Here is a 22,993-nt window from a genome sequence, read left to right as displayed (position 1 = left end):
CGCCTGTTATAGCGTGACAGTATGATAGTACTGGGAAAGTGGGCTTTTTTACAAAGCCAATTAAGGTGGTACCGCGATAGCTAAACGGCAAGCTCTCGTCCTTTTATAAAGAAGGATGGGAGTTTTTTTGTTTACATTTTTCTAGCTGCTAATCATAATTTTGTCATGTTCAACCAAAACAAAAGAGTTAGACGTTTGTAAAGATAGGTCAAATATGGAGGGTAATAAATGAAAAAGAAATGGATTGTGGGTTTAGCTCTAACAACACTTGTATTAACAGCGTGTAGTGGAGGAGAAATGAAAGAAAAGAGTGGTGAAAAAGAAACTGGTAAAGTAAGTCAGGTGATAGAAATTAGCTCACCAGCACCAATTTCAACATTAGACACAACACAAACAACGGATAAAAATACTTTTACGATGGTGCAACATTTATTTGAAGGGCTATATCGATTTGATGATGATAGTACACCAATTCCTGGATTAGCAGAAAAAGTGGATATTAGTGACGATGGATTAACATATAAATTTACTTTGAAAAAAGACATCAACTGGAGTAATGGTGAGCCTATTACATCAAATGATTTTGTTTATGCTTGGAAAAAATTAGTCAATCCAGAAACCATTGGACCTAATGCTTATTTATTAGACAATGTGAAAAATAGCCAAGACATTAGAAATGGCAAAACAGATGTTTCTGAATTAGGAATTTCAGCACCAAGTGAAACAGAATTTGTGGTTGAATTGACTCAAGCACAACCATCATTTCTAACGGTTGTTTCTATTGGTTGGTTAGCACCTCAAAATGAAAAATACGTCAAAGAACAAGGCAAAGACTATGGTATTGATAGCGAACATTTAATCTATAGTGGGCCATTTGTTATCGCAGATTGGGATAGTACGTCAGACACGTGGACGTTGAAAAAGAACAAAGAGTATTACGATGCGGATGCGGTAAAATTGGAAGAAGTAAAAGTAAGCACGATCAAAGATGATAATACAGGTATAAATCTATATCAATCAGGCGAGTTGGATTTAGTGCGTATCACAGGTCAGTATGTAGCACAAAATAAAGAAGATAAGGGATATGTTACTCATTCTGATGTGGCCAATTATTATTTAGATTTTAATAAAGCAAAAGATTTACCGACAGCTAATGAGCATTTACGTAAAGCATTTGCTCAAGCAATAGATAAAAAGACCTTAACAGAGAATGTTTTAAATGATGGATCAAAGCCATTAAATGGCCTAATTCCACGAAATCTATATGCTAATCCTAAAACGTCTACTGATTTTCGTGAATTTAGTGGCGACTATCTAGAACATAATTTGGACGAAGCTAAAAAGGAATGGAACCTAGCTAAAAAAGATTTAGGTGATAAGGTCACAGTATCGTTATTAGCCTCTGATGATGAAAATGGTAAAAAGATATCTGAATATGTCCAAAGTCAATTAGAAGATAGTTTAGAGGGATTAAAAGTAGAGATAAAAGCTCAACCAAGGAATAATTTATTAGAATCTAGAACGAAAAAAGATTTTGAAATGTCACTTTCAGGTTGGATTGCTGGAAGTAGTGATTTAGATTCTTACTTTAATCTTTATAAGAGTGATTCTTCTTATAACTATGGCGAATACAAAAATGAGGAATTTGATAAATTAGTGAATGATGCCAAAACAGTCAATGCAAATAATTCAGATAAACAATTTGAAGATTATAAAAGAGCAGAAGAAATCTTAATTAAAGACAATGCAGCACAAGTACCTCTTTATCAAAGTGCATCAAATTATTTAATTAATCCTAATATTAAAGGAATGAGTTATCATTTATATGGTGATTACTTTAACTTAAGAACAGCATCAGTATCTGAATAATTGCATCAAAATAAGTCATAAATTTCTTGTGTGGCTTATTTTTTTCGCGGTTTAATACATTGTCAATAGATTAAGAGTATGCTATTATTTTTATGATTATAAATAAGATAGCAGTCAAAGTGCTTATCTACTTTTTTGTATATGCTTTTTTGCATAGGTAAAGGGGTGGAGTGGGCGCTTTTTTATATGCACTTTTTAAGAAAGGATGGTAAAAATGAATATTACTAAAGAGTTTGACACGATTGCTGCCATTTCAACGCCTCCAGGTGAAGGCGCCATTAGTATTGTCCGTTTGAGTGGTGATGATGCGGTGACAATTGCTCAAAGTGTGACGAATTATAAAGAAAAAGATTTAACAAAAGTACCTACTCACACGATTCACTACGGACACATAAAAGACCCTAAAACGAATCAAGTGTTAGACGAAGTGATGTATTCCGTGATGTTAGAGCCTAAGACTTTTACACGCGAAAATATTGTAGAAATTAATTGTCATGGTGGGATGGTAGTAGCGAATCAGATTTTACAACTATTACTAAGACAGGGAGCAAGATTAGCAGAACCCGGTGAATTTACGAAGCGTGCATTTTTAAATGGTCGTATGGATTTATCTCAAGCAGAAGCTGTAATGGATTTAATACAGGCTAAAACAAGTGAATCAATGGATTTAGCTCTTGGACAATTAGATGGTCGTTTATCACAGTTAATTCATTCATTAAGACAAAAATTGTTGGTGGCCTTAGCACAAGTAGAGGTTAATATTGACTACCCTGAGTATGATGATGTCGAAGAGATGACGACTAAAATCATGAAAGAAAAAGCACTTGAAGTAAAAAAAGACATTGCTCATTTATTAGAAACAGCAACACAAGGAAAGATATTGCGAGAAGGATTAGCAACAGCAATAATAGGACGCCCAAATGTTGGTAAGTCTAGTCTTTTAAACGACTTATTACGAGAAGATAAAGCGATTGTGACTGATATTGCAGGAACAACTAGAGATGTTATTGAGGAATTTGTCAATGTTCGTGGTGTACCATTAAAATTAATTGATACTGCAGGGATTCGAGAAACAGAAGATATTGTTGAGAAAATTGGTGTTGAAAGAAGTCGAAAAGCATTATCTGAAGCAGATCTAGTGTTACTTGTGTTAAACCAAAGTGAAGCTATTACAGAGATGGATCGTGAGTTAATCTCTTTAACAAAAGATATGCAACGTATTGTATTACTGAACAAAAATGATTTACCAAATAAATTAGATAAAAATGAATTACAAAATTTATTAGGCGAAACACCATTTTTACCGATATCAGTTTTAGAAGGTAGAGGTATTGATTTATTAGAACAGTTAATAAAAGACACATTCTTTGCTTCTAATACATCTGAAAAAGATGCAACATATATTTCTAACACAAGACACGTAGCATTGCTAGAACAAGCTGATATGGCTCTTGATGAAGTGTTAGAAGGGATCGAAGTTGATATGCCTGTTGATTTGTTGCAAATTGATATGACAAGAGCATGGGATTTACTGGGGGAAATTATGGGCGAGAATGTTCAAGATGAATTAATTACCCAGTTATTTAGTCAGTTCTGTTTAGGAAAATAAGGAGATTAACGTAATGGAAAATACTGAAATAAGAGATTATGATGTCATTGTCGTTGGTGGTGGTCATGCGGGTTCTGAAGCGTCGTTAGCAGCAGCGAGAATGGGCATGAGTACGTTACTTGTGACATTGAATTTAGATATGATTGGTTTTATGCCATGTAATCCATCAATCGGAGGACCAGCTAAAGGAGTAGTGGTGCGCGAAATTGATGCGTTAGGTGGAGAGATGGGGAGAAATATTGATAAAACTTATATTCAAATGCGTATGCTCAACACAGGTAAAGGTCCAGCTGTAAGGGCCTTACGAGCACAGGCGGATAAACATGCATATCAATCTGAATTAAAACATACGCTAGAAAAAGAAGATAATCTGGTAGTCAAACAAGGAATCGTTGAAAAATTATTAGTCAAAGATGATGTGTGTTATGGTGTTGAGTTAAGTACAGGAACACAATATACAAGTAAGGCAGTCATCATTACAGCAGGAACTGCTTTACGTGGAGAAATTATTATTGGTGAATTAAAATATTCATCAGGACCCAACAATTCACTACCGTCTATCGGATTAGCAAATAACTTAAAAGAGATTGGTTTAGAGATTGAACGATTCAAAACGGGCACACCACCGCGCGTAAAATCAAGCACAATTGATTATTCGGTGACAGAAGAACAACCAGGAGACAAGCAACCAAATCATTTTAGCTTTGAGAGTCATGATGAAAACTATCTGACAGATCAATTACCTTGTTGGTTAACTTACACGAATTTAGATACTCACACATTGATTCGTGACAATCTACATCGAGCGCCTATGTTTACTGGGATTGTGGAAGGAGTGGGCGCAAGATATTGTCCATCCATTGAAGATAAAATTGTGCGTTTTAGTGATAAACCACGTCATCAAATCTTTTTAGAGCCAGAAGGAGAACATACTGAAGAAGTCTATGTACAAGGATTATCAACGTCATTACCAGAAGATGTGCAAAAAGAGATGGTTCAGAGTATTGAAGGGTTAGAACAAGCTAAAATTATGCGTAGTGGTTATGCCATTGAATATGATGTCGTTGTGCCCCATCAATTACGTCCAACACTTGAAACAATGAAGATTTCAGGTCTTTATACAGCAGGACAAACTAATGGAACATCAGGGTATGAAGAAGCTGCTTGTCAAGGATTAATGGCAGGAATAAATGCTGCTTTAAAAATTCAAGGTAAAGAACCGTTTATCTTAAAAAGAAGTGATGCTTATATAGGTGTATTGATAGATGATTTAGTAACAAAAGGAACAAATGAGCCATATCGTTTATTAACATCTCGTGCTGAATATCGTTTACTATTACGTCATGATAATGCTGATTTACGTTTAACAGATATGGGACATGAAATCGGGTTAGTTGATGATACGCGTTTTACTCAATATCAAGAGAAAAAAGAGATGGTAGAAAATGAATTAGAACGTTTAGGAAAGATTAGATTGAAGCCAACACAAGAAATTCAAACATTCCTTGAAGAAAGAGGGTTAGCACCATTAAAAGATGGTATATTAGCTCGTGACTTTCTAAAACGACCAGAGATAACTTATTATGATGTGAGTGCGTTTATTCCAAGTCCTGAAAAAGAACTTCCTCGTTATGTGATTGAACAAGTAGAAATTCAAGTGAAGTATGAAGGATATATTAAAAAAGCCAAAGATAAAGTTGAAAAACTAAAACGTATGGAAGCAAAACGTATCCCAGAAAATATTGATTATAAAGCAATAAACAGCTTAGCAACAGAAGCAGTTCAAAAGTTAGAAAAAATCCGCCCAGAAACAATTGCACAAGCAAGTCGAATAAGTGGCGTTAATCCTTCAGATATAAGCATTTTGATGGTTTATATCGAACAAGGAAGAATAGCAAAGATAGACAGTGAAAAGGCCTAGCAATAGGTCTTTTTTATTTCAAATAAATCACAAAAGGAACGATACTTTGATATAATAGAGTTAGAGGTGAATACTATGACGAGTGTATCAATTATTATTGGAATTATTGCTATTTTATTAAGTAGTTTTTCCATATACTTAACTAATCAGATAAATAAAAAAATAACAGAAAAACAAGTAAAACAAGATAAAGATATTAGTAAACTTTCTGCTAAACAAGAAAGCTTTATATTCATGACACAAAAGCAATATGAAAAAGAATACAATTTGTTTTGGAATTTGTTTGAGTTATTGCAAAAAACAATCGATAAAACTAAAAGTGTGAAAGGTAGTTTACAGTTGCTACAGGAGAATACGGAAACAAGTTTAGAAGAAACTTATATTAAATTAATTCAAGAAGGAATAGTGAAAAGTAGTGATTATTTAAATGAATTAGATAGCAAACTAAATCAATATGAACCATTTATACAAGAGGGACTGTTTAGAGATTTTAAACAGTTAATAAAAGAATTGAGAGAATTTCAACAAAGAAGATATAACTATTTTTATTATGAAGATGTAACACAAGACTCAATTAATAGTTTTATTAGAGATATTGAATCAACACTAGATTCTATTGATGAAAAAAGAGTAAAAATAGTGGGTTTTTTAAGAACGTATTTTGAAAATATTCGAACAAGTTAAAATGTTCCACGTGAAACATTTGGGAAATAATATTAGATTAACAGCAAGCTTATGTATTAGTTAAGTTTGCTTTTTTTATTAAAAACAAGTTCTCGCCATTGAACTTTTTCGGTAGATACGATAAAGTGTATTTATCCGTGAAACACTATTTTGTTTCACATGAAGGAGAATGAAGATGACCCCAGAAGAGTTTAAAAATAGTTTGAAAGAATATGGGATAGAGTTAAATGACGAGCAAATGGCTCAGTATGAATTGTATTTCAAACGGCTTGTTGAATGGAATGAGAAAATCAACTTAACAGCAATTACTGAAAAAAAAGATGTTTATTTAAAACACTTTTACGATTCACTAACATTAGCTTTTGAACGAGATATGACAAGAGATGGTTTAAGTTTATGCGATGTTGGATCAGGAGCAGGTTTTCCTAGTATACCACTAAAAATAGCTTTTCCTAATATGGAAATTTCAATTGTAGATTCTTTAAATAAGCGAATTAATTTTTTAAGAGAGCTTACTAACGAATTAGGATTAGAACAAGTTAATTTATATCATTCAAGAGCAGAGGATTTTGGACAAAATAAAGAGTTTCGTGAAACATTTGATTTAGTGACAGCTAGAGCAGTAGCTAGGCTAAATGTATTAGCAGAATTATGCTTACCGTTAGTAAAAAAAGACGGTCAATTTTTAGCGATGAAAGCTGCTAAAAGTGAGGAAGAATTAGTTGAAGCTAAAAAAGCAATAGCAACACTTGGTGGCAAAGTTGTATCAGAACATGAGGTTAGTTTGCCTATAACAGAAGATGAACGATTTATTATTGAAATAGATAAAAAGAAAGTTACACCAAATAAATATCCTCGTAAAGCAGGATTACCAAATAAAAAACCATTAGTATAAAAATAAAGGTGCCTGATGAATCATTAGACACAATGAGTAAGAAACGGAGGGACCTATTATGGCTAGAATTATTTCTGTAGCAAACCAAAAAGGTGGAGTTGGTAAAACGACCACTACAGTCAATCTTGGTGCGTGTTTAGCGTACGAAGGAAAAAAAGTATTATTAGTAGATATGGATGCACAAGGAAATGCGACAAGTGGTATAGGCATACGCAAAGCGGATGTATCTCAAGACATTTATGATGTCTTAGTTAATGAAGTTCCCATCACTGAAGTCATTCAGAAAACGAATAGAGAAGGAATGGATATCGCACCAGCGACAATTCAACTATCTGGAGCAGAAATTGAGTTAACATCTATGATGGCAAGAGAATCACGATTAAAACTCGCTCTAAAAGAAGTGGAAGATAAATATGATTATATATTAATCGATTGTCCACCATCGTTAGGACATTTAACAATCAATTCATTTACATCGAGTGATTCCATTTTAATTCCTGTTCAGTGTGAATATTATGCATTAGAAGGATTAAGCCAATTGTTAAATACGATACGTTTAGTACAAAAACATTTTAATCCAGATTTACGTATAGAAGGCGTGTTGTTAACGATGTATGATGCTAGAACGAATTTAGGTTCAGAAGTAGTAGAAGAAGTACGAACTTATTTTAGAGAGCGAGTATATGACACTATTATTCCAAGAAATGTAAGATTGTCTGAAGCACCAAGTCACGGTAAAGCGATTATTGATTATGATCCAAAATCTAGAGGTGCAGAAGTGTATCAAGCACTAGCAAAGGAAGTGATGAATCGTGAGCAAGCCGAATAAAGGATTAGGACGAGGAATTGATGCATTATTTCAAGATTTATCAACAATAGAAGAGGTTGACATTCAATCTGAAACGGTTCAAGAGTTACCACTATCTGATTTAAGACCAAATCCATATCAACCTCGTAAAACATTTGATGAAAAAGCGTTAGAAGAATTAGCCGATTCTATTAAACAATCAGGTGTATTTCAACCTATTATAGTAAGAAAGTCATCTGTTAAAGGTTATGAAATTATTGCAGGTGAACGCCGTTTTAGAGCATCGAAACTTGCTGGTAAAGAAACAATCCCAGCGATTGTACGCGAGTTTGATGAAGCACGTATGATGCAAGTAGCTGTGCTAGAAAACTTGCAAAGAGAAGATTTAAATCCGTTAGAAGAAGCAGAAGCTTATGAAATGTTAATGAAAAATCTTGATTTAACACAAGTTGAGCTATCTGAAAAATTAGGTAAGAGTCGCCCATATATAGCAAATTACCTACGTTTATTAAGTTTACCTAAAGTAGTGAAAGATTTAGTACAAAATGAGTCTCTATCAATGGGACAAGCTAGAACGTTATTAGGATTGAAGAAAAAAGAAGACATTTTAATTGTAGCAAATAGAGCAATTAAAGAAGGATTAACAGTTCGACAATTGGAACAAATTGTCAACCAGATGAATGATGCAACTAAAAAAGATTCTTTTAAAAAGAAAGAACACATTCCAAAGCCATATTATATTATTGAAAGTGAAGAGCGACTAATGGATAAATTTGGAACGAGTGTTAGTATTCAAGAAAAAGAGGGAAAAGGTAAAATAGAAATAGAATATTTATCTAATTCCGATTTGACTAGAATTTTAGATATTTTAGACATTCAATTTGATTGATTTAGTATCAAAAATCACATGAAAACTAGTATAAATATAATAAAATTGTGTTAAGATATATCACGTAGTATGACAAAAATCGAGGAGAGATGTTCATATGTATGATTTAGGTGACGTTGTCGAGATGAAAAAACCACATGCCTGTCAAACGAATCGATGGGAAATTATTCGTATGGGAATGGATATCAAAATAAGATGCTTAAATTGTCAGCATATTGTCATGATGCCTCGACGAGAATTTGAGAAAAAAATGAAAAAAGTATTAGAGAAAAAAGAAGACTAATTTAAAGAATATAAGAGAAAGAGTGGAAATAAATATGTCATTAACAGCCGGAATAGTTGGATTACCTAATGTTGGAAAATCAACTTTATTTAATGCAATTACAAAAGCGGGTGCAGAAGCGGCTAACTATCCTTTTGCAACCATTGATCCAAATGTGGGAATGGTAGAAGTACCAGATTATCGTTTGGAAGAATTAACAAAACTAGTAAAGCCTAAAAAAACAGTACCTGCAACATTTGAATTTACTGACATTGCAGGGATTGTTAGAGGAGCAAGTAAAGGTGAAGGGTTAGGAAATAAATTCTTAAGTCACATTCGTCAAGTTGATGCTATCTGTCATGTCGTGCGTTGTTTTGATGATGATAATATCACACACGTTGAAGGACGTGTTGATCCATTAGCTGATATTGATACGATTAATTTAGAGTTAGTGTTGGCAGATTTGGAATCAGTTGATAAACGTCTAGCTCGTGTCTCAAAAATAGCTAAGACAAAAGATAAAGAAGCAGTAGCAGAACTAGCTGTTTTAGAAAAAATCAAGCCAGTATTAGAAGAGGGTAAATCTGCTAGATCGATTGAATTTACAGATGATGAATTACCAATTGTTAAAGGATTATTCCTATTAACAACTAAACCTGTATTATATGTAGCCAACGTGGCTGAAGATGAGATAGCAGATGTTGAAAATAATGATTATGTCAAACAAGTAAAAGAATTTGCAGCAACTGAAAATGCAGAAGTGATTACTGTATGTGCAAGAGCTGAAGAAGAAATAGCTGAACTTGATGAAGATGATAAAAAAGATTTTTTAGAAGCACTAGGTATTGAAGAATCAGGTTTAGATAAATTAATTCGTACAGCGTATCATTTATTAGGGTTAGCAACTTACTTTACAGCTGGAGAACAAGAAGTACGTGCTTGGACATTTAAAGTAGGGATGAAAGCGCCGGAATGTGCGGGTATTATTCATACAGATTTCGAGCGTGGCTTTATCCGTGCTGAAACTGTATCGTTTATAGATTTAAAAGAATATGGCAGCATGAGTGCAGCAAAAGATGCTGGACGTGTACGTTTAGAAGGGAAAGATTACGTTGTACAAGATGGCGACGTAATGTTGTTCCGTTTTAATGTTTAATGGAAAGAATAGGTGACAAGAGTATGTCTGAGTTAACAAATGAAGAATTGCAACAAAAAGTTGCAGAAAACCGTGAATTAGAAAAACAATTAACTAAAAAAAATGATCAGTTTATATTTGATTTAAAAAAGATACTTGATGAAGAAGGCGTAGAAGTTGATGAACGCCAAAAAATAGAAACATTCAATACTATGTTAAAAGAACTTATAGAAGGACAAAAAACTGGTCTGACAGCGAAGCACCTATATGGTACGCCAACAGAAGCTGTTGTATTTATAACAACAAAGCCAGCAGCGCCACTTAAAACCAATTTTGGTTCGATGTGGTTAGATAATAGCTTATTGCTATTTACTTTTTTATCAGTTATGACAGGTATCTTAACCATGGTATCTAAATCACCACAACCGACACAAGGCATATTAAGTATCACGATTGGTGCGATGTCAGGTGGTCTATCATTTTACTTAATCTATCGTTATATTTATATATACGATATGCCAGGAGCTGATAGAAGTAAACGACCTGGTGTATGGAAGACAGGTGGGATTATGGCACTATGTTTTATCCCATGGTTAATGATTTTTTCATTATCTGCTTTTATCCCACATGCAATCAATCCTTCACTTGACCCAGTTTTAACGCTTATTTTAGGTGTGGTAGCATTTGGTATCCGTTACTTATTAAAGAAAAAATACAATATTCAAGGAAGTATGTTCTTACGTCCTTAAAAAATAAGAAGACCAAACATTTTTTTAAAGAAAATTTGTTTGGTTTTTCGTTTGCATAAGATTGACGAATGATAGATTATTTGGTAAGTTTGTTAATAAAACAAAATTAAAGGAGTGCGAATTTCTAATGTCAAATTGGGAAACTAAATTTTCAAAAAAAGGGTATACATTTGATGATGTTCTATTAATTCCAGCTGAAAGTCACGTGTTACCAAACGATGTTGATTTAAGTGTAGAATTATCATCTAAGATTAAGTTAAATATTCCAATTATGAGTGCTAGTATGGATACTGTTACAGACAGTAAAATGGCAATTGCTATGGCTAGACAAGGTGGTTTAGGTGTTATCCACAAAAATATGAGTGTAGAACAACAAAAAGATGAGGTAAGAAAAGTAAAACGTTCTGAAAGTGGCGTTATTATCGATCCGTTCTTTTTAACACCAGAGCATAAAGTAAGTGATGCAGAACATTTAATGGCTAAATATCGTATTAGTGGAGTACCCATTGTAGATACATTAGAAAATAGAATATTAGTTGGTATTTTAACAAACCGTGACTTACGTTTTGTGACGGACTATAATTTAATGATTAGGGATGTTATGACTAAAGAGGGACTAGTCACAGCGCCAGTTGGAACATCTTTAAAAGATGCAGAAAATATTTTACAACAACATAAAATTGAAAAATTACCTATCGTAGATGCTAAAGGTCGTTTGAGTGGGTTAATCACGATTAAAGATATTGAAAAAGTGATTGAATTTCCTAATGCCGCAAAAGATGAACATGGTCGTTTATTAGTTGCAGCAGCTGTTGGTGTAACAAGTGATACATTTGAGAGAGCCGGTGCTTTAATTGAAGCTGGTGTTGATGCGTTAGTTATTGATACTGCTCATGGACATAGCGCGGGAGTTATACGTAAAATTAAAGAAATTCGCGATGCCTTTCCAGATGTCACATTAATTGCAGGAAACGTTGCGACTGCTGAAGCAACACGTGCATTATATGACGTTGGTGTAGATGTTGTGAAAGTCGGAATTGGCCCAGGTTCAATTTGTACAACACGTGTTGTTGCAGGTGTTGGTGTCCCACAATTAACAGCTATTTATGATGCAGCAGGTGTCGCTCGTGAATATGGTCGTACAATCATCGCTGATGGTGGTATTAAGTACTCTGGAGATATCGTAAAAGCATTAGCTGCTGGTGGATATGTTGTCATGCTAGGTTCAATGCTAGCTGGAACAGATGAGTCTCCAGGTGAATTTGAAATTTTCCAAGGTCGTCGTTTTAAAACATACCGTGGAATGGGTTCTTTAGGAGCTATGGAAAAAGGGTCAAGTGACCGTTATTTCCAAAGTTCTGTTAATGAAGCAAACAAATTAGTTCCCGAAGGTATTGAAGGTCGTGTAGCGTACAAAGGTAGTGTACAAGATATTATCTTCCAAATGCTGGGAGGCTTACGTGCCGGAATGGGTTATGTTGGAGCTGGTAACTTAAAAGAGCTAAGAGACAACGCACAATTTGTTGAAATGAGTGGCGCTGGTTTAAGAGAATCTCATCCTCATGATGTTCAAATTACTAAAGAAGCACCAAACTATTCAATTTCATAAAATGGATTAAAAGAGGTCGGGATTTTCCTGCCTCTTTTTTTAGAAAGAAGGGATTATATTTGAGTAAAGTTGGAATTATTGGATTAGGGCATGTTGGGTCAGATATTGCTTATACCTTATGTACAAAATGTCAAGTAGATGAATTAGTGTTAATTGATAAAAACAAAGAAAAAGTAATAGCAGAATATTTAGAACTCACAGATAGTATGATGATGACAGAGGTAAAAACAACTATTTTATTACATGAGTACAGTTATTTAAATGATGCGGATATTATAGTCATTAGTGTAGGAAGTCAGTCTATTGATAATGAAGATCGCGTGTCTGAGCTATCTGATAATGCTAGGTCTATTCGACAAGTAGTTCCTAAAGTGATTGCTAGTGGCTTTAAAGGTATCTTTTTAGTCATTACAAACCCATGTGATGTGATTACAACACTTGTTCATCGTGAAAGTGGCTTTCCAGCTCATCGTGTGATTGGTACAGGAACTAGTTTAGATACGATTCGTATGAAAAGAGTGGTTGGTGAAAAATTAGGTATCTCTGGCCAATCAATCGGGGGATACGTGTTAGGTGAACATGGAGAAAGTCAATTTGTGGCATGGTCAAGTGTCACAGTGGGTACGCAAAAATTACTAGAATTTACTAAATTATCTGAAGAAGAATTAGAAGAAATGAAAGAGGCAACTCGTTTAGGTGGATGGGAAATTCATCAACGTAAAAGTTGGACTAGTTTTGGGATAGCTTCAACGGTATCACGATTGATTCAGTCTATTTTAAAAGACGAAAAGAGAATTTACCCTTTATCTATCTATCATGAAGTAGAAAATATTCATATAGGGTATCCTGCTTTTATTGGAAAAAAAGGAATTATTAAATCATTATCTTTGGACTTAACATCTAAAGAGACGGTATTATTTGAACAATCTATTGCTAAAGTAAAAAAATATGTCAATCATTAAGTAAAAGAGTTTGACCCACAAGTCTTTAAATAGAAAAATCCCATGAAAACAGTTTTGTAAAACACTGACTTCATGGGATTTTTGTTTTGTTAATTGAGTGATTTTCACTTGAAAAGTTATTTTTGGGTTAACTTCTTGATTTTAAAGACTATTAGTCATCTTTTTAAGTTATTTAGTAATTTTAGTCATACCACCCATATAAGGTACAAGTGCTTCTGGTATAGTCACACTGCCATCCTCATTTTGGTAGTTTTCTAAAATAGCTGCAACAGTACGTCCGACCGCTAAACCTGATCCGTTAAGTGTATGAACGTATTGCACTTTTTCTTCTTCGTCTCTGTAACGAATTTTCGCACGTCTTGCTTGGAAATCCTCACAGTTAGAACAAGAACTGATTTCACGATATGTTTCTTGAGCTGGAATCCAAACTTCGATATCATATGTTTTCGCTGCTGAGAACCCCATATCACCAGTACATAATACAATGACACGATATGGTAAATTTAATTTCTGTAGAATAGCTTCAGCATTATTTGTCATTTTTTCTAATTCTTCATAAGATGTTTCCGGTTTACTGAATTTTACCATTTCCACTTTGTTGAATTGATGTAATCTAATCAATCCGCGAGTATCTCTACCAGCACTACCAGCTTCTGAACGAAAAGCAGGACTTAAAGCAGTGAAGTAAACAGGTAAGGTATCATTATCTAAGATTTCATCACGATAATAGTTTGTTAATGGTACTTCTGCTGTTGGGATTAATGTGTAATTTGAGTTTTCTAATTGGAAAACATCTTCTTTAAATTTAGGGAATTGTCCAGTACCAAACATTGATTTGTCATTAACAATGTATGGTGGAATCATTTCAGTATATCCATGTTCATAGATATGAGTGTCTAGCATTAGGTTATATACGGCACGTTCTAATCTTGCTCCGGCACCTTTATAGAAAAGGAATCGACTACCAGAAACCTTAGCCCCACGTTCGAAATCAAGAATATCTAATTCTTCCGCAACTTCCCAATGAGGCTTAGGCTCAAAATCAAATTGTTTTGGTGTTTCCCATTTTCTTAATTCAATATTTTCGTCTTCAGCATTACCAATTGGAACTCCTTCGGCTGGTAAGTTAGGTAAGGTATGGGCGATATACTCTAGTTGTTCATCAATTGTGTTGATACGTTCATCCAGCACTTTGATATCTTCACCAACTTGTTTCATTTCTTGAATTTTATCATCAGCATTTTGTTTTTCGCGTTTTAATTTTGCGATATCTTGTGATACATCATTACGATGTTTTTTTAATGTTTCGACTTTAACTAAGTTATCACGGCGTTCTTGGTCAAGATGAACAAATTCATCAATCTTTTCTCCTTCAACACCACGTGTCATTAATTTCTCTTTGACTAATTCAGTATTCTGACGTATAAATTTTAAATCTAACATTATTATTTCCTCCTTAATATTTTAAATAAATAAAAAACTCTCACCCCAGAAAGCCTATGACCTTCTGGGGCGAGAGTTTGAATTCGCGGTACCACCCAAATTTTAGACAAAATAATTGTCTCTATAAGAAGCAATTTTTAACGGTTTGCTATTTTGCCGACCTAACTTAGTTCATATGAGTTCGTTAGATAATCATAGAAAGTGGATTCTTTATTTGTTGTTATTAGCTCACACCAACCGCTAACTCTCTTTAAACACACACAATAAATACTAGTCTTTCATATTTAGTCTATTTATCAAAAATTATAGCCATTTTTCGTAGCGATGTCAACTACTCTTTAATTTGCATGTGCTTTTCCCATTTCCCAGCTTTTTTCTCAATGATATTGTTTAGTTCATCTATGGAGCTACCTTCTAGTTGAAAATATAAGGATAAAGCTACAAGTAAAGTGTCAGCACACTCTTCCTTTAAATCGTCTAATGTACCATGTTTGTATTGACTGCCACTGGATTTTTTATATTTTAAAATTGCTTCGGCTACCTCACCAGTTTCTTCAGCTAGTTTTAATCCCATTTCTTCCAGAGATTTTGGTTCTTTTTTAGATAAATCGATTAATCTATTTAGATTCATGTTTAAGAATTCCCTTCATTGAATGTTATAGGTGAAGAGAGGATATCATAAAATTCTTGAGTAGCAATCGTATTTGATTTATTCGATAAGTATTGATTACTAAAATAAATGATCATATCGCTAGCATCATCATTAAATATCACAGTAGGTTCGTATCCTCTAAAAACCCCATGTCCCCAAAAAATAATAGAATCATTTTGATTTAATCTTTTTCTGTATAAACCTGATTTATAAAATGTCTGATCAAATTGCCCTGGTTTTAACCACATATTTTCAATAGATGTAATATCACCAAATTTACCGTCCATCAAAGCTTGTACAACTATAGCAAAATCTTTTGGAGAAACATACATATTTCCAGTACCTAATTCTCTTATATATATATAATCCTCATTAGAATCTTTTTTTTGTGTCCCATTCTCTTCATATGGAGGAACTAGATTAATATTTTGGATTTCCTTTGAATAAAAACCTGTTTGCTTTAAATTCAAAGGTACTTTAACTGTGTTATTAAAGTATTCTTCATACGTTTTATTAGTTAATTTTTCTATTATCATTGCAAGTAGAGTGTAGTTAACTGGTGAGTATGTCCAAGTATTAGAATATGTATTAGTAGTATTTTTTAAAACATATTCTTTCCATTCATCTTTAGTTTTGGGTTTTTTATAAAAATCAATTTTCAATCCTGATGTCATAGATAACATACTATCAATTGTAATCTGATCACTACCGGGTATTTCCGGAAAGAATTTATTTAAAGTAGTATCTAATGACAATTTATTTTCTGATATGAGAGTCGATATAAGTAATGCTGTATAAAATTTTTGAATCGATGCAATCATATAAGTGCTTTCTTGGGCCTTCCAAGGGACATCAGTTGCATAACCAAATGAGTTGTACATTACAACTTGATTATTTTTAATTGCTAGTAAAGTTCCTGATAATTCTCTAGATGCAATATCTTGTTCTAGTTTGTCTTTTAATGGTTTTAGTAGAAGTGGAGTCTCTGCATTTTCGGCAAAATTAGTTCTAGGAGTAAATGTATGAGTTTGTTGTAACGGTTCTGACGAATCAGTAGATGTGGGTTTATCGTCAACGGATGTACTAGAACTAGAAGTTGATTGAGATGTCGCGTGTGTTTTTACAAGAGATGTCAATTCGTTAGGGTACAATGCTATTACTGTAATAATGATACTAATGGTGATTAAACTTCCAATCAAGAAGAATAACAAACCTATCCATTTTTGTTTTCTTTTTAATTTATCATATGCCATACGTGATTTTTTCATTAGCTATTCCTCTTTTTCTATTCATAGAATTAATAAAATAAAAAACAGCATTATTGTATGCTGTTCTTTATTGATCGCCATACTCTGACAAAAATATTCGCTTTTAGTACGTCATTTTTTGTCATCACATCACTAGTTGCTTGCCCAGTGTCTTTTTGATCGAGATAGCCAAGCTTGTCGTTTATATCGGTCGTTACTTGCTGCCCAACGATATCATTTTTTTGAAGTGGTGCCGAAAGTTTATCGTTTTTTTGGTTAAACACTTGTTTTAATTCACTTGTTTGCTTGTTTACCCATAAAGAACTTGAGTTTTTTATAATTAAAGGAACAGTTGCAACTTTTCCATTAGGTACATCTAATTTTTCAACAATAGCGTTTGAACCAGCTCTGTTAACTTCTTGGTATTCCCAATATGTTTTAATATAGTTTAGAATATTTCTTGTGACTTCAAAACGACTATACTTCTCATCAACATTCATGACAACAGTTATAATGCGATGTCCATCTTGAACGGTTGAGCCAATGAAACAAGCACCTGCATTAGGGGTTGTCCCAGTTTTTAGTCCATCTACACCTTTAGTATAGTAATATAAATCAGGCAACATCAAATTTGAAGACCAATAAGTTTGTTCATCTTTAGTCCCTTGAAACAAAGTATAGTGAGATTGCTTTGTAATATCTAATACCTCTGGATAATCAGTAATCAAATGTTTTGCGACAATGACCATACTTTTTGCGGACATCATGTTGGCATCGTCATCTTTTGAGTTAGGATATCGATCTTCTTTTGGTAAATCTTGAGTATCAAGGCCGGATGCAGAGATAAAGTTAGCATCCTTGATTCCCCATTCATCTACTTTAAGGTTCATTTGGTCAACAAAAGCTTGTTCGGTACCAGATATTAGTCTGGCGAGACCGGTAGTAGAAACGTTAGCTGAAGAAATGAGCATGGCTTTAAGGCTATCTTCAACAGTATAAGTTAACTCTTTTTTTATAGGAATATTTGATAAGTCAGGGTTTTCAGTCAATTTGATAAGAGTGTCATCAAAAGGAACAGAATCATTCCAGCTTATTTTTCCAGTTTTTACTGATTCGTATACAAGATAGGCAGATATCAGTTTTGTCATTGAAGCGATAGGTAGTGCTTCACTACTGTTTTTCTCATATAAAATTTTGCCCGTGTCAAAATCAACCGCAATAGCAGATTTAGCTGGAACATCAAGTTCGTTGCTTGCAGCTAACACATGAATTGGGAATACTGACAAAATAATAAGTAAGATGACTACCTTATATTTGTATTTGTTTGATTGTGTCATAGATAGTACACTCCTAATTTTTTAACTGAACCTAATTTAACAAATTATATTGTATAAAACAATAGGTTCATTAAAGACTCTAAAAATGTTTAGGTTATTGTGCCGGTGCTAAAGGTAGATGTATAGTAAAAGAAGTCCAATTTTTATTTGATTTAGCGTATATATAGCCACCATGAAGAGCAACAATACTTTGAGCTATGGCTAGCCCAAGACCAGTACCTCCAGTTTGTTGTGAGCGAGACTCTTCAACGCGGTAAAAACGATCAAATAAATGGTCTAAAGCTTCTTGAGGTATAGGATCACCATCGTTTTTTACGACAATAACTACTTCGTTTCCAATCTTATCAGATGTTATAATTATTTGTGAACCGTTAATACCATATTTCAAAGCATTAGATAGAAGATTATCAAACACTCTTACTAATTTTTCGGTATCTCCTATCATCATTAATGAGTCTTCTTGAGGTATAAAATTTATTAACTTTTCTTTTTTTGATGCTTCGAGTTCATAATCTACAGTAAGTTGTTCAATTAATTGATTCATGTCAAATGTAATAGCATTTAACGGAACATTCGATTGTCTGACTTTAGTATACTCAAATAAATCATCAACTAATACTTTCATCTGTCTTGATTTTAAGTAGGCAGTGTGTGTGTATTTCAATAATTCATCTTCATTTTGGTATTTTCCTTCTTCTATTAAACCCAGATAACCAATGATAGAAGTTAAAGGTGTCCGTATGTCATGGCTAACATTGGTAATTAATTCATCTTTTGATTGTTCTATTCGACGTTCTTCTTCTAATGCATCAACCGTACTATCGACAAGGGCATTAATACTAGTTATTAGTCGTCCTAAGTCACCTTTTAATTCAAAGGGAATACGATGGTTATAATGCCCATTTGAAATATAATGTAACTCGCTAATAATGTGTTGTTGTTGCATTTGCTTGAAGCGTCGAATTAGGCGCCAATATAGTATAATAATATCTGCTAAAACCATTATAAATATTAATGGTTTTTGCCAAAACATCGGGGGACTGGAATCATAAAAGATATTATATTGTATATGCCACATAAATTCATCAATAGGTAATGAAGTATTTACTATTTGGTCGATGAGAATATATAGTGCTAAATTCAGAAGGATCAGTAAAATAATCGTAATGATACCTTCTATTATTAATTCACTAGTTTCCTTTGAGGTTAGCTTAATACGATTCTTTTTTTCATCATCCCTCAATTTTATACCCCACTCCCCAAACTGTTTGGATTACTTTCTCGCCATTAGTAGCTTCTTCAATCTTATCTCTTAAGTGACTAACATGAACCATGACTGTTTTCGCAGAAACTAAACTTTCTTGTTGCCATACCCTTTCAAAAATTTCTTCAGCACTAAACACACGATTTGGATGACTAGCAAGTAAATAAAGAATGCCAAACTCTAAAGCTGTTAGTTGTATTTTTACACCTTGATCAGTTTCAACTTCATGTGAATCTTTTTTTATAATTAAAGGTCCTACCTCTAATAAGTCAGGTTCTTCAGATTGGACTTGCATATTAGTCCTTCTCAGTAGTGATTTTACACGTGCCATAATTTCTAAAGGATTAAATGGCTTGGTAACATAATCATCAGCACCTGTAATCAATCCCTGTATTTTATCCATATCAGTTGTTTTAGCTGTTAACATTATAATAGGAATTTGAGATTCCTTTCTTAGTTCTTTAACGACTTCTAATCCGTTCATTTTTGGCATCATAATATCAAGAATTAATAATGCGATGTTAGGATTTGTAATAATCTTACTAAGAGCTTCCTTACCATCATAAGCTTTAACAACGTCATATCCTTCGTTTTTTATATAGATGCTTAATAGTTCAACAATTTCTTTATCATCATCAGCTACTAGTATTTGCATGTTGAATTCCTCCTAATTATTTATATTACCCATTGTATCAAATAAATTAAAATAAAAAATAAATTAAAAAATATGTTTACTTTTTTTTAAATAAGTAGTATATTAAATGAGTTGTTATTTTATTAAAAATAATTTTAAAAATATGTTGACGAATCAATGTTATGCGTGTTATTATCATTTGGTTGCTTCCTATATTATTTATTTTTAATTTTAAAAAATAATAAAAAGATGTTGACAACAACTTATTGTTTTGTTATGATATAAAAGTTGTTACGGCAACGACGTTTAGACCTTTGAAAACTGAACAAAGTAAGACAAACCAAATGTGTAGGGCGTTTCTACTATGTAGAAACAAACCATATTTAGTGAATGCAATTCGCTAGCAAGTTTTAAACAAATGAGCTTAAACATCGTAAGATGTTATCAACTTTTTATTGAGAGTTTGATCCTGGCTCAGGACGAACGCTGGCGGCGTGCCTAATACATGCAAGTCGAACGCATTTCTTTTCACCGGAGCTTGCTCCACCGAAAAGAAATGAGTGGCGGACGGGTGAGTAACACGTGGGCAACCTGCCCATCAGAGGGGGATAACACTTGGAAACAGGTGCTAATACCGCATAATTGATTTTGCCGCATGGCGAGATCATAAAAGACGCTTTAAGTGTCGCTGATGGATGGGCCCGCGGTGCATTAGTTAGTTGGTGGGGTAACGGCCTACCAAGACCATGATGCATAGCCGACCTGAGAGGGTGATCGGCCACACTGGGACTGAGACACGGCCCAGACTCCTACGGGAGGCAGCAGTAGGGAATCTTCGGCAATGGACGAAAGTCTGACCGAGCAACGCCGCGTGAGTGAAGAAGGTTTTCGGATCGTAAAACTCTGTTGTTAGAGAAGAACAAGTGATAGAGTAACTGTTATCACCTTGACGGTATCTAACCAGAAAGCCACGGCTAACTACGTGCCAGCAGCCGCGGTAATACGTAGGTGGCAAGCGTTGTCCGGATTTATTGGGCGTAAAGCGAGCGCAGGCGGTCTTTTAAGTCTGATGTGAAAGCCCTCGGCTCAACCGAGGAAGGTCATTGGAAACTGGAGGACTTGAGTGCAGAAGAGGAGAGTGGAATTCCATGTGTAGCGGTGAAATGCGTAGATATATGGAGGAACACCAGTGGCGAAGGCGACTCTCTGGTCTGTAACTGACGCTGAGGCTCGAAAGCGTGGGGAGCAAACAGGATTAGATACCCTGGTAGTCCACGCCGTAAACGATGAGTGCTAAGTGTTGGAGGGTTTCCGCCCTTCAGTGCTGCAGTTAACGCATTAAGCACTCCGCCTGGGGAGTACGGCCGCAAGGCTGAAACTCAAAGGAATTGACGGGGGCCCGCACAAGCGGTGGAGCATGTGGTTTAATTCGAAGCAACGCGAAGAACCTTACCAGGTCTTGACATCCTTTGACCACTCTAGAGATAGAGCTTTCCCTTCGGGGACAAAGTGACAGGTGGTGCATGGTTGTCGTCAGCTCGTGTCGTGAGATGTTGGGTTAAGTCCCGCAACGAGCGCAACCCTTATTGTTAGTTGCCATCATTCAGTTGGGCACTCTAGCGAGACTGCCGGTGACAAACCGGAGGAAGGTGGGGATGACGTCAAATCATCATGCCCCTTATGACCTGGGCTACACACGTGCTACAATGGACAGTACAATGAGTTGCGAGACCGCGAGGTTTAGCTAATCTCTTAAAGCTGTTCTCAGTTCGGATTGTAGGCTGCAACTCGCCTACATGAAGCCGGAATCGCTAGTAATCGTGGATCAGCATGCCACGGTGAATACGTTCCCGGGCCTTGTACACACCGCCCGTCACACCACGAGAGTTTGTAACACCCAAAGTCGGTGAGGTAACCTTTTGGAGCCAGCCGCCTAAGGTGGGATAGATGATTGGGGTGAAGTCGTAACAAGGTAGCCGTATCGGAAGGTGCGGCTGGATCACCTCCTTTCTAAGGAAAATTACGGAAAACACATTTTGTCTTTACTTTGTTCGGTTTTGAGAGGTCTACTCTCAAACGAATTGTTCATTGAAAACTGGATAGTTGAAGTTAGACATCAACATAAACCGAGAACACCGCGTTGAACAGTTTCTTTAAAAAGAACTGTGAAATGTATTAATGATTATCTATCGCTAGTTAGTCATTAATTAAAAAAAGCTAACCATAAGGTTAGAAAAGGTTAAGTGAATAAGGGCGCACGGTGGATGCCTTGGCACTAGAAGCCGATGAAGGACGGGACTAACACCGATATGCTTCGGGGAGCAGTAAGTATGCTATGATCCGGAGATTTCCGAATGGGGGAACCCAATATCTTTTATAGGATATTATCTAATAGTGAATACATAGCTATTAGAAGGTAGACGCAGAGAACTGAAACATCTAAGTACCTGCAGGAAGAGAAAGAAAAATCGATTTCCTTAGTAGCGGCGAGCGAAACGGAAACAGCCCAAACCAACAAGCTTGCTTGTTGGGGTTGTAGGACTCAGCTGTGGTAGCTGTTGTGGATAGTCGAATCGACTTGGAAAGGTCAGCCGTAGCGGGTAAAAGCCCCGTAGACGAAATTGACAACACACCTATGAGTATCCTGAGTACGGCGGAACACGAGAAATTCCGTCGGAATCCGGGAGGACCATCTCCCAAGGCTAAATACTCTCTAGTGACCGATAGTGAACCAGTACCGTGAGGGAAAGGTGAAAAGCACCCCGGAAGGGGAGTGAAATAGAACCTGAAACCGTGTGCCTACAAGAAGTTAGAGCCCGTTAATGGGTGATAGCGTGCCTTTTGCAGAATGAACCGGCGAGTTACGATAGCATGCGAGGTTAAGCTGAAGAAGCGGAGCCGTAGCGAAAGCGAGTCTGAATAGGGCGAATGAGTATGTTGTCGTAGACCCGAAACCATGTGACCTACCCATGTCCAGGTTGAAGGTGTGGTAAAACGCACTGGAGGACCGAACCCACGTACGTT

Annotated in this window: 17 protein-coding genes, 2 rRNA genes, 1 pseudogene and 2 other annotated features (2 of these 22 cut by a window edge); of the genes and pseudogenes, 14 read left to right on the top strand and 6 right to left on the bottom strand. The window is 35.1% G+C overall.

The genetic code is table 11. The features are described from left to right. Positions 1-106 (top strand) — a binding site (T-box leader); it begins 133 nt to the left of the window's first position. Between the two features lie 122 nt (positions 107-228). The 12 genes from BW731_RS05785 to BW731_RS05730 all read left to right on the top strand — a co-directional run bounded on the left by BW731_RS05785 (position 229) and on the right by BW731_RS05730 (position 13,392). Further along, the gene (locus tag BW731_RS05785; protein WP_079346449.1) at positions 229-1,869 is read left to right on the top strand and encodes a peptide ABC transporter substrate-binding protein; all 1,641 of its coding nucleotides are present in this window, start codon (positions 229-231) and stop codon (positions 1,867-1,869) included. Between the two features lie 214 nt (positions 1,870-2,083). After that, the gene (gene mnmE, locus BW731_RS05780; RefSeq protein ID WP_079346447.1) at positions 2,084-3,478 is read left to right on the top strand and encodes a tRNA uridine-5-carboxymethylaminomethyl(34) synthesis GTPase MnmE; all 1,395 of its coding nucleotides are present in this window, start codon (positions 2,084-2,086) and stop codon (positions 3,476-3,478) included. A 13-nt stretch (positions 3,479-3,491) separates the two neighbouring features. Next, positions 3,492-5,399 (top strand): tRNA uridine-5-carboxymethylaminomethyl(34) synthesis enzyme MnmG, encoded by a 1,908-nt coding sequence (gene mnmG, locus BW731_RS05775; protein ID WP_079346445.1) that lies wholly within the window; start codon positions 3,492-3,494, stop codon positions 5,397-5,399. Positions 5,400-5,474: 75 nt separating this feature from the next. Beyond that, entirely contained in the window at positions 5,475-6,083 is a 609-nt protein-coding gene (locus BW731_RS05770) for a hypothetical protein (RefSeq protein WP_079346443.1), read from the top strand. 175 nt (positions 6,084-6,258) lie between these two features. Further along, positions 6,259-6,978: a 16S rRNA (guanine(527)-N(7))-methyltransferase RsmG gene (gene rsmG, locus BW731_RS05765; RefSeq protein WP_079346441.1), complete on the top strand. Its 720-nt coding sequence runs from the start codon at positions 6,259-6,261 to the stop codon at positions 6,976-6,978. A 58-nt stretch (positions 6,979-7,036) separates the two neighbouring features. Continuing rightward, a complete protein-coding gene (locus tag BW731_RS05760; RefSeq protein ID WP_079346439.1) occupies positions 7,037-7,807 on the top strand; it encodes a ParA family protein in 771 nt (256 codons plus the stop codon). Continuing rightward, on the top strand, positions 7,791-8,675 hold the full coding sequence (locus tag BW731_RS05755; protein WP_079346437.1) for a ParB/RepB/Spo0J family partition protein: 885 nt from the start codon (positions 7,791-7,793) through the stop codon (positions 8,673-8,675). The genes BW731_RS05760 and BW731_RS05755 overlap by 17 nt, the downstream gene beginning before the upstream one ends. A 97-nt stretch (positions 8,676-8,772) precedes the next feature. After that, positions 8,773-8,958, top strand: a complete 186-nt coding sequence (locus tag BW731_RS05750) for a DUF951 domain-containing protein (RefSeq protein WP_071457782.1) — start codon at positions 8,773-8,775, stop codon at positions 8,956-8,958. A gap of 34 nt (positions 8,959-8,992) precedes the next feature. Then, entirely contained in the window at positions 8,993-10,093 is a 1,101-nt protein-coding gene (ychF, locus tag BW731_RS05745; RefSeq protein WP_079346435.1) for a redox-regulated ATPase YchF, read from the top strand. Positions 10,094-10,116: 23 nt separating this feature from the next. Beyond that, entirely contained in the window at positions 10,117-10,821 is a 705-nt protein-coding gene (locus BW731_RS05740) for a DUF1129 domain-containing protein (protein WP_158080165.1), read from the top strand. Between the two features lie 127 nt (positions 10,822-10,948). Then, positions 10,949-12,430, top strand: coding sequence for an IMP dehydrogenase (guaB, locus tag BW731_RS05735; protein ID WP_079346431.1), 1,482 nt, complete (start codon positions 10,949-10,951; stop codon positions 12,428-12,430). A gap of 59 nt (positions 12,431-12,489) precedes the next feature. Then, positions 12,490-13,392: an L-lactate dehydrogenase gene (locus tag BW731_RS05730; RefSeq protein WP_079346429.1), complete on the top strand. Its 903-nt coding sequence runs from the start codon at positions 12,490-12,492 to the stop codon at positions 13,390-13,392. A gap of 168 nt (positions 13,393-13,560) precedes the next feature. Here the strand turns inward: BW731_RS05730 and serS are convergent, their stop codons facing one another. The 6 genes and pseudogenes from serS to BW731_RS05700 all read right to left on the bottom strand — a co-directional run bounded on the left by serS (position 13,561) and on the right by BW731_RS05700 (position 19,990). Next, positions 13,561-14,835: a serine--tRNA ligase gene (gene serS, locus BW731_RS05725; RefSeq protein ID WP_079346427.1), complete on the bottom strand. Its 1,275-nt coding sequence runs from the start codon at positions 14,833-14,835 to the stop codon at positions 13,561-13,563. Between the two features lie 62 nt (positions 14,836-14,897). Then, positions 14,898-15,128: a binding site (T-box leader), on the bottom strand. A 38-nt stretch (positions 15,129-15,166) separates the two neighbouring features. Beyond that, on the bottom strand, positions 15,167-15,466 hold the full coding sequence (locus tag BW731_RS05720) for a MazG-like family protein (RefSeq protein WP_079346425.1): 300 nt from the start codon (positions 15,464-15,466) through the stop codon (positions 15,167-15,169). A gap of 2 nt (positions 15,467-15,468) precedes the next feature. Further along, positions 15,469-16,755, bottom strand: a complete 1,287-nt coding sequence (locus BW731_RS05715) for a serine hydrolase domain-containing protein (RefSeq protein ID WP_079346423.1) — start codon at positions 16,753-16,755, stop codon at positions 15,469-15,471. A gap of 50 nt (positions 16,756-16,805) precedes the next feature. Next, entirely contained in the window at positions 16,806-18,071 is a 1,266-nt protein-coding gene (locus BW731_RS05710; protein ID WP_079346421.1) for a serine hydrolase, read from the bottom strand. A gap of 94 nt (positions 18,072-18,165) precedes the next feature. Beyond that, positions 18,166-19,068 (bottom strand): annotated as a pseudogene (locus BW731_RS05705) (sensor histidine kinase); the annotation flags it as partial. A gap of 235 nt (positions 19,069-19,303) precedes the next feature. Next, positions 19,304-19,990: a response regulator transcription factor gene (locus BW731_RS05700; RefSeq protein ID WP_071457774.1), complete on the bottom strand. Its 687-nt coding sequence runs from the start codon at positions 19,988-19,990 to the stop codon at positions 19,304-19,306. Positions 19,991-20,420: 430 nt separating this feature from the next. Between BW731_RS05700 and BW731_RS05695 the strand changes: the two genes are divergently transcribed. Further along, positions 20,421-21,979: ribosomal RNA gene (locus BW731_RS05695) — 16S ribosomal RNA — on the top strand. A 227-nt stretch (positions 21,980-22,206) separates the two neighbouring features. Beyond that, positions 22,207-22,993 (top strand): 23S ribosomal RNA (locus BW731_RS05690); it runs 2,125 nt beyond the window's last position. Together the 16S and 23S rRNA genes form the textbook arrangement of a ribosomal RNA operon.

It is taken from the genome of Vagococcus martis (assembly GCF_002026305.1).
Taxonomy (GTDB): Bacteria; Bacillota; Bacilli; order Lactobacillales; family Vagococcaceae; genus Vagococcus; species Vagococcus martis.
This window is presented reverse-complemented; position numbering and strand designations above follow the sequence as displayed.